The sequence below is a fragment of the Brevibacillus sp. HB2.2 genome (assembly GCF_013284275.1).
GTDB lineage: Bacteria > Bacillota > Bacilli > Brevibacillales > Brevibacillaceae > Brevibacillus > Brevibacillus brevis_D.
Map to the genome: position 1 here is coordinate 58,366 of NZ_JABSUV010000015.1, position 14,107 is coordinate 72,472.

General features: G+C 48.7%; 14 protein-coding genes. 13 read left to right on the forward strand and 1 reads right to left on the reverse strand.

The window, feature by feature from the left end:
• Nucleotides 1–12 precede the first annotated feature (12 nt).
• From HP401_RS13115 to HP401_RS13150, 8 genes are all read left to right on the forward strand, one after another.
• Nucleotides 13–912 carry a hydroxymethylglutaryl-CoA lyase gene (locus tag HP401_RS13115; protein WP_173605298.1) on the forward strand — a complete coding sequence of 300 codons (900 nt, stop codon included), beginning with the start codon at nt 13–15 and terminating at the stop codon, nt 910–912.
• A 38-nt stretch (nt 913–950) separates the two neighbouring features.
• Entirely contained in the window at nt 951–1,724 is a 774-nt protein-coding gene (locus HP401_RS13120) for an enoyl-CoA hydratase-related protein (protein ID WP_173605299.1), read from the forward strand.
• A gap of 17 nt (nt 1,725–1,741) precedes the next feature.
• On the forward strand, nt 1,742–3,280 hold the full coding sequence (locus HP401_RS13125; protein WP_173605300.1) for an acyl-CoA carboxylase subunit beta: 1,539 nt from the start codon (nt 1,742–1,744) through the stop codon (nt 3,278–3,280).
• Between the two features lie 171 nt (nt 3,281–3,451).
• Nucleotides 3,452–4,417, forward strand: coding sequence for a ketopantoate reductase family protein (locus HP401_RS13130; protein WP_173605301.1), 966 nt, complete (start codon nt 3,452–3,454; stop codon nt 4,415–4,417).
• Nucleotides 4,414–4,812, forward strand: coding sequence for a DUF3397 domain-containing protein (locus tag HP401_RS13135; RefSeq protein WP_087348042.1), 399 nt, complete (start codon nt 4,414–4,416; stop codon nt 4,810–4,812). The genes HP401_RS13130 and HP401_RS13135 overlap by 4 nt, the downstream gene beginning before the upstream one ends.
• Nucleotides 4,813–4,864: 52 nt before the next feature.
• Nucleotides 4,865–5,422, forward strand: a complete 558-nt coding sequence (locus tag HP401_RS13140; protein WP_016740713.1) for a helix-turn-helix domain-containing protein — start codon at nt 4,865–4,867, stop codon at nt 5,420–5,422.
• A gap of 123 nt (nt 5,423–5,545) precedes the next feature.
• Nucleotides 5,546–7,168, forward strand: a complete 1,623-nt coding sequence (bshC, locus tag HP401_RS13145) for a bacillithiol biosynthesis cysteine-adding enzyme BshC (protein WP_173605302.1) — start codon at nt 5,546–5,548, stop codon at nt 7,166–7,168.
• 161 nt (nt 7,169–7,329) lie between these two features.
• On the forward strand, nt 7,330–8,382 hold the full coding sequence (locus HP401_RS13150; RefSeq protein WP_173605303.1) for an S-layer homology domain-containing protein: 1,053 nt from the start codon (nt 7,330–7,332) through the stop codon (nt 8,380–8,382).
• 38 nt (nt 8,383–8,420) lie between these two features.
• On the opposite strand, the gene HP401_RS13155 is transcribed toward HP401_RS13150, so the two are convergent.
• Nucleotides 8,421–9,683: an APC family permease gene (locus HP401_RS13155; protein WP_173605304.1), complete on the reverse strand. Its 1,263-nt coding sequence runs from the start codon at nt 9,681–9,683 to the stop codon at nt 8,421–8,423.
• 144 nt (nt 9,684–9,827) lie between these two features.
• Here HP401_RS13155 and HP401_RS13160 point away from each other — a divergent pair, with 144 nt between their 5' ends.
• The 5 genes from HP401_RS13160 to ftsL all read left to right on the forward strand — a co-directional run bounded on the left by HP401_RS13160 (nt 9,828) and on the right by ftsL (nt 14,056).
• Nucleotides 9,828–10,724 carry a LysR family transcriptional regulator gene (locus HP401_RS13160; protein WP_254457066.1) on the forward strand — a complete coding sequence of 299 codons (897 nt, stop codon included), beginning with the start codon at nt 9,828–9,830 and terminating at the stop codon, nt 10,722–10,724.
• 83 nt (nt 10,725–10,807) lie between these two features.
• Nucleotides 10,808–12,067 carry an adenosylhomocysteinase gene (locus tag HP401_RS13165; RefSeq protein ID WP_015892105.1) on the forward strand — a complete coding sequence of 420 codons (1,260 nt, stop codon included), beginning with the start codon at nt 10,808–10,810 and terminating at the stop codon, nt 12,065–12,067.
• 151 nt (nt 12,068–12,218) lie between these two features.
• Complete coding sequence (gene mraZ, locus HP401_RS13170) at nt 12,219–12,650, forward strand: division/cell wall cluster transcriptional repressor MraZ (RefSeq protein WP_007717680.1); 432 nt, start codon at nt 12,219–12,221, stop codon at nt 12,648–12,650.
• Between the two features lie 17 nt (nt 12,651–12,667).
• Nucleotides 12,668–13,612 (forward strand): 16S rRNA (cytosine(1402)-N(4))-methyltransferase RsmH, encoded by a 945-nt coding sequence (gene rsmH / locus HP401_RS13175; protein ID WP_173605305.1) that lies wholly within the window; start codon nt 12,668–12,670, stop codon nt 13,610–13,612.
• A gap of 33 nt (nt 13,613–13,645) precedes the next feature.
• Nucleotides 13,646–14,056 carry a cell division protein FtsL gene (ftsL, locus tag HP401_RS13180; RefSeq protein WP_173605306.1) on the forward strand — a complete coding sequence of 137 codons (411 nt, stop codon included), beginning with the start codon at nt 13,646–13,648 and terminating at the stop codon, nt 14,054–14,056.
• Nucleotides 14,057–14,107: the final 51 nt, after the last annotated feature.

Consider the following 14,107-nt stretch of genomic DNA (forward strand, 5'->3'; position numbering starts at 1 on the left):
AGGTGACTTGTTGTGCGTGTACAAATCGTGGAGGTCGGTCCTCGTGATGGGCTGCAAAATGAGAGCGCAATCGTTCCGGCAGCGGCAAAAATCACGCTGATTCAAAAGCTAATGGCAGCAGGCTTGAAGCGGATAGAAGCAAGTTCGTTTGTGAATCCGAAATGGATACCGCAATTAGCGGATGCAGACGAGGTCTTGCAGGGAATCAATCGCAGCCAAGGGGTAACGCTTAGTGCACTGGTTCCTAATATTCGCGGTCTGGAGCGGGCGCGCCAAAGCGGACTGACAGAGATTGCCCTGTTCATGTCTGCCTCTGAAACGCATAATCAAAAAAATATCAATAAACCGATACTAGACACGTATCCGATCCTGCGGGAGGTTGCCCAGGAAGCGCTGGCTCTAGGGATGAAAGTTCGCGGATATATCTCAACGGTATTCGGTTGTCCGTACGAGGGAAACGTTCCGCTAGACAATAGCCGCAGGGTTACAGAGGCTCTATTGGAAATGGGTGTGTACGAGATTTCTCTCGGGGATACGATCGGGGTTGCAACACCGAAGCAGGTTCATGAGGTCTTTGGAGAGCTTGTGAAAGATGTTACGAACGAGCGCTTAGCCGCCCATTTCCATGATACGAGAGGAACGGGATTGGCGAACGTAGCAGCAGCGCTAGAGGAAGGAATCCGCATCTTTGACAGCTCAATCGGTGGCCTCGGCGGATGCCCGTATGCGCCAGGAGCTGCCGGCAACATTTCGACTGAAGATGTGGTCTACATGCTGCATGGAATGGACTATGAAACGGGCGTCGATCTCGAGAAGTTGATTGAGGCTGGTGCGTATATTGGGCAGCAGTTGGGCAAAGAGCTCCCCTCAAAAGTGCTGCAGGCATCGCTCGCAAGCAAACCAGCTGGATGATCTGTATTTTCCACACATTCGCAAAGAGGGGATAAAAGATGACGGTTTCCCTGCAAAGAGAGGGCGCGATCGGCGTACTAACGCTGCAACGGCCAGAAGTTTTTAACTGCCTCAATCTTGAAACACTTGTGACTCTGCGTGGCTTGATCAGTGAAATCAGCCATGATCGCGACATCCGGACAGTCATTGTGACAGGTGCTGGTGACAAGGCGTTTTGCTCCGGTGCGGATTTGAGAGAGCGGCGCTCCATGTCACCACAGCAGGTCGATGTCTATATCCAAACGATTCGAGATACGTTCACAGAGCTGGAAAAGCTACCGAAACCAGTCATCGCGGCGATTAACGGGCTGGCGCTGGGAGGCGGTACAGAATTGGCGCTGGCGTGCGATCTGCGAATCATGAGTGAACAGGCCCAGATGGGATTAACGGAGACCTCGCTCGGGATCATCCCGGGTGCTGGCGGAACACAACGTTTACCTCGGCTAGTTGGAAAAGGCGTCGCCAAGGAACTGATTTTTACGGCAAGGCGTGTATTTTCGGAGGAGGCACTGTCCATCGGGTTAGTCAATCGGATAGTTCCCGCTGATCAACTCCTGGCGATAGCCATTTCTTTGGCCGAGCAAATTTCAGCGAATGCTCCACTTGCCCTAGCCCAAGCCAAGTTTGCCATCGATTGTGGAGGAGAGGTCGAGCTAGCAAGCGGACTTCAGATTGAAAGCAACGCGTACAAGTTGCTCGTCCCAACGAAAGACCGCCTAGAAGGACTCACAGCTTTTCAAGAAAAACGAAAACCGATATACCGCGGAGAGTGACGAGGGGGATTACGCTGATGACCAAACATTTGGAAGACACATTGCACGAAAAAATCGCCCAAGTAGTGCAAGGGGGCGATGCCAAGTATCATGACAAGCTCAAGGAGCAAAACAAGCTATTCGTTCGCGATCGCCTCAAGCTATTGTTCGATGACGAGTTCATGGTCGAGGATGGGTTGTTCGCGAATGTCATGGCAGGCGATCTGCCGGCGGATGGAGTTGTAACCGCAATTGGCAAGGTAAATGGTCAAACTGTCTGCGTGATGGCCAACGATTCAACAGTGAAAGCTGGGTCCTGGGGATCGCGGACCGTCGAAAAAATTATTCGCATTCAAGAGACAGCCGAAAAAATGCGTGTTCCACTTCTCTACCTGGTCGATTCAGCAGGAGCGCGTATCACAGACCAATTGGAGATGTTCCCAGGCCGACGGGGGGCTGGGCGAATCTTTTACAACCAAGTGAAGCTATCCGGCAAAATTCCACAAGTGTGCATTCTGTTTGGACCTTCTGCTGCTGGTGGCGCTTATATCCCAGCTTTTTGTGACATTGTCATCATGGTCGACAAAAACGCGAGCATGTACTTGGGCTCTCCGCGTATGGCGGAAATGGTGATCGGAGAAAAAGTGAGCTTGGAAGAGTTGGGCGGTGCACGCATGCATTGCTCCGTCAGCGGATGTGGCGACGTACTAGCGGCCAATGAAGAAGAAGCGATTCAAGCAGCGCGTAGCTATCTGCGTTTCTTCCCGGCGAACTATACATTGACGCCACCGACTGCACTGGCAAAAGCCCCTGTGTCAACAGCGAAAGAAATCACAAGCATCGTGCCCGAGAACCAAAATGCAGCTTTCAATATGCATGATGTCATTACAGCATTGGTCGACGAGGATTCGTTCTTTGAGATCAAAAAATTATTTGCTCAAGAGCTGATTACCGGATTGGCACGTCTGGATGGCAAGCCTGTCGGAATCATTGCCAACCAACCGCGTGTGAAGGGAGGCGTTTTGTTTGTCGATTCGGCTGACAAGGCGGCTCGATTCATCACACTGTGCGATGCGTTTTCCATTCCACTGTTGTTCTTGGCGGATGTTCCTGGCTTTATGATTGGGACAGCCGTAGAGCGGGCAGGCATTATCAGACACGGGGCAAAAATGATCTCCGCCATGGCGGAAGCCACGGTACCGAAAATATCCGTCATTGTACGCAAAGCGTATGGTGCCGGCTTGTATGCAATGGCCAGCTCTGCATTTGAACCAGATGCTTGCCTCGCACTGCCCGGTGCCCAAATCGCCGTGATGGGACCAGAAGCAGCCGTTAATGCCGTCTACAGTAACAAAATACAGGCGATCGAGGACCCGGCAGAGCGTCAAGCGTTTATTCAGGAAAAACGTAAAGAATATCAGGAAGACATCGATCTGTACTTGCTGGCATCGAACTTGATTGTAGATGCTGTTATACCTCCAAGCGAACTGAGACGCGAATTAATCCAACGCTACGAGGTTTACAAGGAAAAGCGCCACGTTTTTTCGGACAGAAAGCATGCAGTTTACCCCGTATAAATCAGGGGTCAGGCTATCGTCAAAGGGCGATAGCCTTATTTTTTTACAAAAAAAGTGAAAGGGCCTAGGAATATTTCGATAATTTCGATCTTTTTTTGTGGCAATCAATTGAACAATCCCGAAAACTCTGTTATTCTTGAAAAATAAGCATTGATTAATGTGGGTGAACAAATGCTGCTAGAACCAATGACGTGTCAAGTGGTAGTCGTAGGGGGCGGGTCTGTCGGGCTGCTGTATGCAGCGAGGCTCGCACTTGCTGGACAACCTGTCACGATTGTCACACGCAGTTCACTCCAGGCGAATCAGCTAAATGAACGCGGGCTCAGCTTTCAACAGCTGAATGGCGAGACAGTCACTGTTTCCGTCACCGCGAGCCCCATTGAAGAAGGATTGCCTGAAGGGAAGCTGTATCTGTTAACTGTAAAGCAGCCAGATTTGCATAGCGTGCTTCCAGCCTTACGAGGGTTAGACCTCAAGGCAAGAGTGATCGCTTTGCAAAATGGCATGGGTCATTACGAATTGCTTCGAACCGTTTTAACGGAGACACAGTGCTTCTTTGCGATTAATACGGAAGGGGCAAGGAGATTGTCGCCTACAGAAGTCGTGCATACCGGTACAGGTACTTTGCGCGTAGGCTCTTGGGAGACGTCTGATTGCAATGATCCACTGATTCGCACATTTGTTGAGTGGGCAATATCAACAGGCATGGAGGCTGTCTATGAAAAGGCAATACAGCCCTTCGCTTGGCGCAAGCTCATCGCAAATGCGCTGATCAATCCGTTAACCGCGCTTTTTGAAATCCCAAATGGTGCTCTCCTCGAAAATTCACATACGCAACAGCTCATGCGTGCTTTATTTGTGGAAGCAGCTACAGTAGCTGCGTATGCCGGACAAAAAATCGAGGATGCAGACTTGCAGGAAATTGTCTCCATTTGCCGAAATACTTCCCGTAATCTTTCCTCCATGCTGCAGGATATTAAGAAGCGCAGACCGACGGAAGTGCAGTCTATCAACGGCTATCTCGTCCAAGTAGGACAAAAGGCCGGGATTCCGACACCGCTGCACGAAACCTTGCTTCGCGTTATCCTTCTTAAGTCAGACATGGGAATACGGAAGGAGGGAGGCGACAGTAGATGACCTTTCTGGCGAATGTCTGGGCCTATTTGTGGGGGACGCTGACGGTTGTGCCGTTTCTCGGATTTCCGATCGTTTATTTCATCTTGTATGGAATGACGCGGAACAAGAAATTGGCGGGCCGCTTCGCGATAAATATCACGAATCTTTTGGTGATTCGCTCTGCCGTTTCCACTTACGAACTGATTTGGCCCGAGGCATTTTCCGCTTGGTGGTGGGTATTCTGTTTTTACCTGGTGGTAATCATGCTCCTTGGGTGGGTACAGATGAAGTTGAAGGGGCGGCTCTCCCTCAAAAAGGTAGGATTTTCAGCCTGGCGATTGTCGTTTCTCTGGTTTGGAATCGTCTACATAGTGCTGTTTACGACCGGAATTATCAAAACGATGGGTGTCGTGTAAAGCACTGTTGATACATATCGTATTTATTCCGATAAGAAAGAAGGTTGGAACTATGCGACTTCCCATCGAGACCATCGGTCATAAGATTCGAATGATTCGGAAAGAACGCGGCTTTACCTTGGAAATTATGGCAGGAAAGACAGGGTTGAGCAAAGGTTTGCTGAGCCAAGTAGAGCGTGGAATTTCGCAGCCGTCACTGGATTCACTGTGGAAAATCACCAAAGCTCTGGAGTCACCCATCATTCATTTTTTCGAAGATATTGATCAAAAGCAGGTGCATGTGACTCGCTTGCAAAAACGCAGACAACTGGTCTTTCCTGAATCGACGGGCACTTATTCGCTACTCTCGATGGGAGGTAGTGCCAAGCTGGGGATGCTGGAAGTGCGACTGATGCCTGGAGAAATGGCTGTTGACAAGTTCGTGCAGTCAGAGGGAGAAGAGTGCTTCACGGTCATCACTGGAAGTGTGACAGCACGCTTCAACGATGAAGAGCATGTATTGGAAGCAGGAGACAGTATTTCATTTGACAGCAGTAAAACGCACGCAATCGAAAATACAGGAGAAACGGAAGCTTTGTTAATCTGGTCCGTCAACCCTCCGCAATTTTAATGCAAGCGCAAACAAGCTTGTATTACACTTTGACAACCCATTAAAGTGGGTTGTCTTGTTTTTTGTGGCTGTGGAGCATGTTATAATTTTGGTTGACCATGGCCCGAAGAAAGGTGAGCTTGCATGAATGTTGAATGTCTCGCGCTTCCATTGGCGAATCCGCTGGCACAGGAGTACCAGCAGCAAAATGCCTCTGCATTACAGTTTTTTGCGCATAATCCCTACCGTGAACAGTCCTACCGAGAACGCGTGGAATGGCTTCAAAGTCAATCCTATCCTCACCGGAACCAGCTCGTGGAAGGTTTATATCGTTTTAATAAAGAGATGGGCTCTCACCCTGAAGCACTGAAAAATATCGAGTTGCTCAAACAGCCGGACACCTATGTGGTCATCGGCGGTCAGCAAGCAGGAGTTCTGGGTGGACCACTCTATACGGTCAACAAAGCTGTTCATCTGATCCAGGCAGCGAAGAGGTTGTCTGCCGAGCTTCAGGCGAACGTCATTCCGGTGTTCTGGATTGCTGGCGAAGACCATGACATCGATGAGATCGATCATGTGTACTGGGGAGCGGACGATGGAAAGCGCCTGCATAAAGAGCGACTGGCTCTGAACAAAAAGGGCCGCCAATCGGTAAGTACGCTACCCTTGGACCCTGAGCTGTGTACGCAGTTCCTGGAGAAGTTTTTCCAGGGACAAACAGAGACTGCCGAAACCAAACAGATTCGTGAGTTGCTGACGCAGACCGCGGCAGATTCGCGCACAGTCGCAGAGTGGTTTGGCCGCTTGATGGCAAAAATGTTTGGCAAGCACGGTCTCGTTCTGGTTGAATCCTCGTTGCCGTTCGTTCGTGAACTGCAGCAACCAATTTTTTCACAGATCATTGAAAACAATGAGCAATTGACGAAGGTGTTGCTGCGGGCAGCGGATCGGATTTCAACTGCTGGCTATCCGCTTCAATTGCAAGTGGAAGAGCATCAGGCCAATCTGTTCGTCTATGAGGGCGATGATCGATTGCTGCTGGAACGTCACGGAGAGCGCTTCATCAATCGGAGACGTGCTTACAGTCGCGATGAATTACTCAAGCAGGTCGCAGATTCCCCGGAGCGTTTTAGTACAAATGTTGTAACCCGTGGGTTGATGCAGGAGCATCTGTTTCCTACGCTTGCCTTCATTGGAGGTCCGGGCGAGATTTCGTACTGGGCGTTTTATCGGGAGGTATTCGAGCTATTTGGGATGCAGATGCCGATCGTATTGCCTCGGATGTCCATTACCCTTGTGGAAGGTGCTCAACTGAGACTGCTGGATAGCTTGGGGCTTTCTGTTGAACGAGTCTTGACTGATTTCGCCGCTTGGAAAACCGAGTGGTCCAAAAACCAGGCGCCACATCCACTGGAGCAGCAATTCGCTTCGGCACGGGAGTCGATGATGTCGATCTATCGTCCGTTGGTAGAGGAAGTCGTTTCTCTGGATGGCGGATTGCGTGGTCTGGCTGAGAAAAATAGTAAGCTGCTGTTAGAGCAAGTCTCTTTTTTGGAAGAGCGTTTGATTCGTTCGCTACAGCAAAAGGATGACGTAGAGCACGTCCGCGTCCAACGAATTGAGACCGCTTTGTTGCCCGAAGGTGGACTGCAAGAAAGAAAGCATTCGTTTTTCCCGTTTGCAAATAAGTATGGTCTTGGTTTGATTGACCGATTAGTAGATGCGCCATTCGCGCATGATGGTACTCATCAACTTTATTACCTGTAAAAGACAGCGCAAAATAGTCGGATCGTCCAAGAAGTGGACCCGGCTATTTTTTTATTGTTAAAGTAGATGGAAAACTTTTCTATAAATTATGCCGAAACTTTTCCGACAAATTCTGCGTATTAGTAGTAATGGATTGTTTTTGGGGAAAGGTGGTACTCGGGATGCAGATTACATTACAACAAATCGGGAAAAAAGCCACTCTACTAGTTGTTAGCTTGACGGTTTTATTGACGGGCATAGCAACTGCAGGAATGAAAAAGGCCGACGCACGGGAAGAATACGTGGCCAATTCCCCTGCATTTATCGACACAAATGGACATTGGGCGGCAAAGGAGATAGGGATTGCTTCCAAAAAAGGATTGATCAAAGGTTTTCCCGACGGAACCTTTAAGCCAGAGCAAACGGTGACGCAAGAACAGTTTTTATCCCTGATTGAACGCGTCATACCTTCCTTTACAGGCCATGAGCCTGAAAGCTATATCAAAGAGACCTACTTGCAGGCTGCTGCGGGACGTTGGTCGGAAAAAACCTATCACCATTTAGCTTCAGCGGGTATTATGCCATCCGGGAAACCGACGGAAAGCATGACACGGTTGGAAGCGGCAAGAACCTTGCTGGCGGCCATCGGGCATCAATCAGAAGGGGAAAAATATCGGGGAACGACTGCGAAATTTTTCACGGATCTTTCGGTCGAAAATGAAACACAGGTGATGACGGTCTACCCTGCCTACAAAATGGGGATCTTGGCTGGCTTTCCAGATGGAAGCTTCCGTCCTGATGACAAAATCAACAGAGCACAGGCAGTCGTCCTGTTAAATCGCTTGGAAACAAAAATCGATGAGCTGTACCCTGGCAACGTATCGGAGAGCGAGAAAAAGGCAATGACACAAGCAGTCTCGTCATTTGTAGGTGACGTGATGGATAAGCAAAAGATTCGTCGCTATGATGACTTGGTCGCGTATGTAAAGAAAAACAATCTGGCTGTGAGCGAATCGTTTTTACGCGAGCATTTTTCGTTTATGCAGTATGAAGTGTATGATTATGTCCGGTTTCCGCAGTTTAATGAGCTGATGTACTTTGCCAAAATCGGAATGAATAAATATAGAATGACGGTTCAATATTACGCAGGAGATTTGGGCGGAAGTGTTGATCGTACGTTTTACCTCACCTCCAGTGATGGCAAAACGTTTCGGCTGATTGGAAAAGATGAATAAGAAAAGAAGGCTGGGACACGACCCCAGCCTTTTTTCTTTCAGGTATGACGTTTTTGGCAGATAAAAAGCACGAGTGCAATCACAAGCGGATAGAGAGCGGACCACCCCAAAAAAGGATAGAGTCCTACTGTACAGACGAGAGAAGTCCAGGAAGCGATTCTGCCTACGCGACTATTGCGCAAGAGCCGGACCCCTGCTAGACACCCGCCGATGTAAGTTGCAAAAAAGGTAGCATTGGGTAGCTCGATGAGTCTCGACAAGTCGATCACGTCGAAATAGAGTACGCCAAGAACGACGACAAAACAAAGAGAGAGAAACAGAAGTCCGCCGGTTGGTGTCCGGTATTTGGCGTGAAGAGTGCCAAACCAGCGAGGAGCGATCTTTTCTTGGGCCAACGAATAGGCGATCCGCGACGCAGCTCCGATGTAAGCGTTGGCTGTAGCGATACAAATGAACAAGGCGGTTACAGCTACAATCCACCCGCCGATCGGCCCTAAGGAGAGTTGAACCATGACACTGAGCGAGGCAGCCGAGATACCGCCTCCGTAGCTATGCGTAGCCACAGTCATAAAGGCTACGGCAAAATACAACAGAGCGACGATTCCCGCACTCCACAAAACACCGCGAATCGCGTTTTTTGCAGGATCGACGAATTCCTCTGAGAGATGCGTCACGGCTTCCCACCCAATGAAGCACCAGAACATCAGACCTGCTGCTTGCACGACACTCAGCCAACCGTTTGGCAAAAAAGGGGTAAAGTGAGTGACAGAGGCATGCGGAATGCTGGCGACAACGGCCAAAATCAAAATCGTGATAATCAGCGAGACAACAACGGTTTGGACACGTGCAGCTACATGCAAGCCTACAACATTCATCATAAGGACAGCGAGAAGAAGCAGACCAGCCGCCACATATACTTGCGACTCACTCCAGTTCAGCAGGATGGCAATGTAGTTGGCCCCTGTCACACTCAGAATCGGTGCGCCTATCGGGACAGATAAGAGAAAGAACCAGCCAACCATGTTTCCGAATCGATCTCCGTACGCTGTCCGTACAAATGTAGAGACTCCTCCTGAGCTCGGATAACGAGCAGATAACAGCCCCATCGTAATGGCCATGGGCAGGACGAGAATAGACATGACAAGCCAAGCTAAAATGGAAGCAGGACCAGCCTTCTCAGCTGCGAGTCCAGGGATGAGCAATACGCCGGAACCGATCACAGCCCCGATGTATAGGGCGACGATCTGCGGGAGTCGCAGTGTTTTAGCTAGACCGGGGGCTTGCGCGGATAATTTCCCCATAGGTAGATCCCTCACTTTTTTTACTTACCTTGTCGTTGATAACTGAAGTGTAGCATAGACATAATTATCGGAGTTATCTATAATATTAGATGATTCAAATCGATTTTTCCGATGAAATGAGGGGGGAATCTGGATACTCGTTATTTGCAAACCTTCCGTGAAGTAGCAAAATGCCAAAGCTTTACTCGTGCAGCAGAAGTGCTGGGCTACGCGCAGTCGAGTGTGACGACCCAAATTCAAAATCTGGAGTCGGAGTTCGGTGTCAGCCTATTCGAGCGTTGGGGCAAAAAGATCAGGCTTACCCATGCAGGCGAAGTGCTTCTAGGCTACAGCGAACAGCTACAAGCCGTATTAGATGAGGCAAAAGCGAATCTGTCAGAGCAAGCGCAACTGGCAGGAACGTTGCGTATCGGAACAGTGGAGTCATTGGCAGCCTTTTATTTACCCCCTTATTTGCAAAAATTCCGCTTGGAGCAGCCGCGTATGCGGATCATGCTTGCACCGGGCATCTGCCAAGACTTGAGGCAGGGAGTAAAGGAAGGAAAGTTCGATTTCGCTTTTGTGCTCGATTGGCTACAAGAACAATCTGAGCTGGAAAATGTCGTTTTAGGTGAGGAAAAACTAGTTGTTGTTGCTGCCCCTACCCATCCGCTTGTGAAAAAAGAGAAGGTAGAAACCCATGATTTTACCGGAGAAACCTGGATTTTTACAGAAAAGGGATGCAGTTACCGCGGGATGATGGAATCGGTGTTGCGTGAAGCCGGCGCCACCGTGGAATCTTCTTTTGAATTTGGCAGTCTGGAAGCGATTAAACAATGCGTTGCCTATGATTTAGGAATTGCGTTACTTCCGAAAATTGTCGTACAAGAAGAAGTAAAAAATGGTACACTAGTAATACTCTCGTTTTCCCATCCGGATATCCGTGTTTTCCGACAGTTGGTCTACCATAAAAAGAAATGGATGCCGCAGGCTTTGTTGCGCTTTTTGGAGCTACTTACGGTAGAAACCGCGGAGTGTAAACTACCGCTAATAGGAAAATAATTGGAAAAACTGATGATGGTTGAACTTGCGTATGATATGATAGACAAGGTTGCTTTATGAGATAAAAGGAGGTCCATCCGTACATGAACACAGTATCTGAAAGCATCGTAAAAGATATGGCGTTGGCGCACAACGGCCATCTGAAAATTGATTGGGTAAAAGAACACATGCCTGTCTTAAACCGCATTCGTGAGCGCTTTGAAAAAGAGCAGCCGTTTGCAGGCCTGAAAGTTGCGATCTCCTTGCACTTGGAAGCAAAAACAGCTTATCTGGCAAAAGTAGTTCAAGCTGGTGGCGCTGAAGTAACCATTACTGGTTCCAACCCGCTGTCCACGCAAGATGATATTTGTGCAGCATTGGTGGAAGACGGTATCCGCGTATTTGCGAAATACAATCCAGATCCTGCCGAATACAAAGAGCATCTGATCAAAACGCTGGAAACTCGCCCTGACCTGATCATTGATGACGGTGGCGACCTGATCACGATTTTGCACAGCGAGCGCCGTGATCTGCTGTCTCAAGTGCGCGGTGGTGCAGAAGAAACGACAACAGGTATTTTGCGCCTGAAAGCGTTGGAGAAAGAAGGCAAGCTGGAGTTCCCAATGGTTGCCGTAAACGATGCATTCTGCAAATACTTGTTCGACAACCGCTATGGTACGGGTCAATCCGTATGGGATGGTATCAACCGTACAACAAACCTCGTAGTTGCTGGTAAAACAGTTGTGGTAGCTGGCTATGGCTGGTGCGGTAAAGGTGTAGCAATGCGTGCAAAAGGTTTGGGCGCAAAAGTAATCGTAACCGAAATCGACCCAATCAAAGCGGTAGAAGCTTACATGGATGGATTTGAAGTAATGCCAATGCTCGAAGCTGCGAAGCATGGTGACTACTTCGTAACAGTGACAGGTAACCGCGATATCATTAGCAAAGAGCATTTTGCTGTGATGAAAGATGGCGCAATCTTGTCCAACGCAGGTCACTTCGATGTCGAAGTAAACAAGGTTGACCTGAATGCCATGTCGACTTCTTCCCGTATTGTGCGTAAAGATATTGAAGAATTTGTCTTGACTGATGGTCGAAAAGTGTATCTGCTCGCAGAAGGCCGCCTCGTGAACCTGGCAGCTGGCGACGGACATCCGGCTGAAATCATGGATATGACCTTTGCTTTGCAAGCGGTATCCTTGGCTTATGTCAATGAACAGTACAAAAACATTGGCAAAAAGGTGCTGAACGTACCATTCGAGTTGGATCAAATGGTGGCTCAGTACAAGTTGGAAGCTCTGAACATCGGAATCGACAAATTGACAGATGCGCAAAAATCCTACCTGGAAAGCTGGGTCGAATAGTCCCTCGAATCCCGTCTTTTCCCGGCAAAAAAATATGCGAAAAAATCCTGCATACAAACGCAGGATTTTTTTTTATAATAACAAATAGGTACTAGGTGGGGAAAAGTGGGGGAAAGTGGAGCCAACCGACAGGAAAGTGGGGGACCAGGGCGTGTTCATGGGGGAATATCAGCACAGCATCGACGAAAAAGGCCGCCTGACGATCCCAGCCAAATTCCGTGAAGGGCTCGGTACTTCCTTTGTTATTACCCGCGGCCTGGACCAATGTTTGTTTGCTTATCCGCAAGATGAGTGGAAACAACTAGAGGAAAGACTTAAGTCTCTCCCATTTACAAAAGCAGATGCTCGCGCATTTACACGATTTTTCTTTTCAGGTGCCACCGAATGCGAGTGGGACAAGCAGGGAAGGGTAAACATACCCCCCAATTTACGTGAGCATGCAGGCATGCAAAAAGAATGTGTGATCATCGGGGTATCAAACCGTGTAGAGGTATGGAGCAAGGAACGCTGGGAAGATTATTTTGCCCAGTCAGAAGGCTCTTTTGGAGAAATTGCCGAAAAACTGGTTGATTTTAATTTGTAGCAGCGAGAAGAACAGGAGTGACGACATTGTCGTTTCATCACGTAACCGTTTTGATGGATGAGGCTGTCCAAGGGCTAAATATTCGTCCTGGGGGCATTTATGTAGACTGTACACTCGGCGGAGCTGGGCATAGCAGTTTGATTGCTTCCAAGCTGACGGAGGGCGGTCGACTTATCGCCATCGATCAGGACGACTGGGCACTGGATAATGCCCGCGAAAGACTCTCTTCCTATATGGACAGAGTCACGCTGGTAAAGAGCAACTTCCGCCATATCAAAGACATTGTGAGAGATTTAGGCTTGGCTGGTGTAGACGGGGTGTTATTTGACCTCGGGGTATCCTCTCCACAATTGGACGAGGGAGAGCGAGGCTTCAGCTACAATGCCGATGCGCCCTTGGATATGAGAATGGACCAGCAAGCGCCATTGTCCGCCTATGACATTATCAATGAGTGGGATGAAGAAGAGATTGCCAAGATCATTTGGCTGTACGGAGAAGAGAAATTTTCCCGTCGAATTGCCCGGCAAATCGTTCAACAACGGAAGAAGCAGCCGATTCAAACAACAGGTGAACTCGTTGAGTTGATTAAGGAAGGAATTCCTGCCGCTGCGCGCCGTACCGGACCCCATCCGGCAAAGCGTACCTTTCAGGCAATTCGGATCGCTGTCAATGATGAATTGGATGCATTCAAAGAGGCCGTCGTCGATGCAATTGAGGTTTTGAATCCAGAAGGTCGCGTAAGTGTCATTACGTTTCATTCCTTAGAGGACAGAATCTGCAAGCAAATTTATCAAGACTTTTCAAAAGGGTGCACGTGCCCGCCAGCCTTTCCGATTTGTACATGCGGAAATAAAGCAGTAGTAAAAGTCATTACAAGAAAGCCGATTTTGCCATCAGAAGAAGAATTAGAAGCAAACAAACGTGCACGATCAGCTAAACTACGGGTAGCGGAGAAGTTGTAGACCGGGATCGACGAGAAAGGGGAGGGAGAAGCGATGAGTTATTACTACCGAGGGAATTTAGCTATGGAGCTGGAACAACAATCCCGCTCTGTAACGAAAACAACAAAGCGCACGGTCCGAATCAAGCCAACGATTCCGACCGGAGAAAAATTGCTGTATCTCTTATTTATCTCGTTAACCGTCGTCGGCTTGGGTCTAGTGGGTGTCCGCTACTCGCAAATTTCCCAGTTGAATTACGAAATCCAGACCACCAAACATGAAAACCGTGTGACGGCAGAAAAAAATGCAACGTTGAAATTGCAAATTGAACAAATGACCAACCGGGATCGCCTGCAAAAAGAAGCAGAGAAGCAGGGGATGGTATACAATCCAGCAGCTGTACATACGATCGGGAACCCAGAAGTACAGGCGAGTCTGCCAAAACCACAACCCAAAAAACCTTAAATGTTACTGCGCCTTATGTGCGGTAACATTTTTTCTTAGCTGGGCCAGTTG

Coding starts and splice junctions, on each gene's coding strand:
- HP401_RS13155 (WP_173605304.1), bottom strand. CDS start 9,683: ATGGGGAAATTATCCGCGCAAGCCCCCGGTCTAGCTAAAACACTGCGA.
- HP401_RS13150 (WP_173605303.1), top strand. CDS start 7,330: ATGCAGATTACATTACAACAAATCGGGAAAAAAGCCACTCTACTAGTT.
- bshC (WP_173605302.1), top strand. CDS start 5,546: ATGAATGTTGAATGTCTCGCGCTTCCATTGGCGAATCCGCTGGCACAG.
- HP401_RS13140 (WP_016740713.1), top strand. CDS start 4,865: ATGCGACTTCCCATCGAGACCATCGGTCATAAGATTCGAATGATTCGG.
- HP401_RS13120 (WP_173605299.1), top strand. CDS start 951: ATGACGGTTTCCCTGCAAAGAGAGGGCGCGATCGGCGTACTAACGCTG.
- HP401_RS13125 (WP_173605300.1), top strand. CDS start 1,742: ATGACCAAACATTTGGAAGACACATTGCACGAAAAAATCGCCCAAGTA.
- HP401_RS13165 (WP_015892105.1), top strand. CDS start 10,808: ATGAACACAGTATCTGAAAGCATCGTAAAAGATATGGCGTTGGCGCAC.
- HP401_RS13130 (WP_173605301.1), top strand. CDS start 3,452: ATGCTGCTAGAACCAATGACGTGTCAAGTGGTAGTCGTAGGGGGCGGG.
- ftsL (WP_173605306.1), top strand. CDS start 13,646: ATGAGTTATTACTACCGAGGGAATTTAGCTATGGAGCTGGAACAACAA.
- HP401_RS13135 (WP_087348042.1), top strand. CDS start 4,414: ATGACCTTTCTGGCGAATGTCTGGGCCTATTTGTGGGGGACGCTGACG.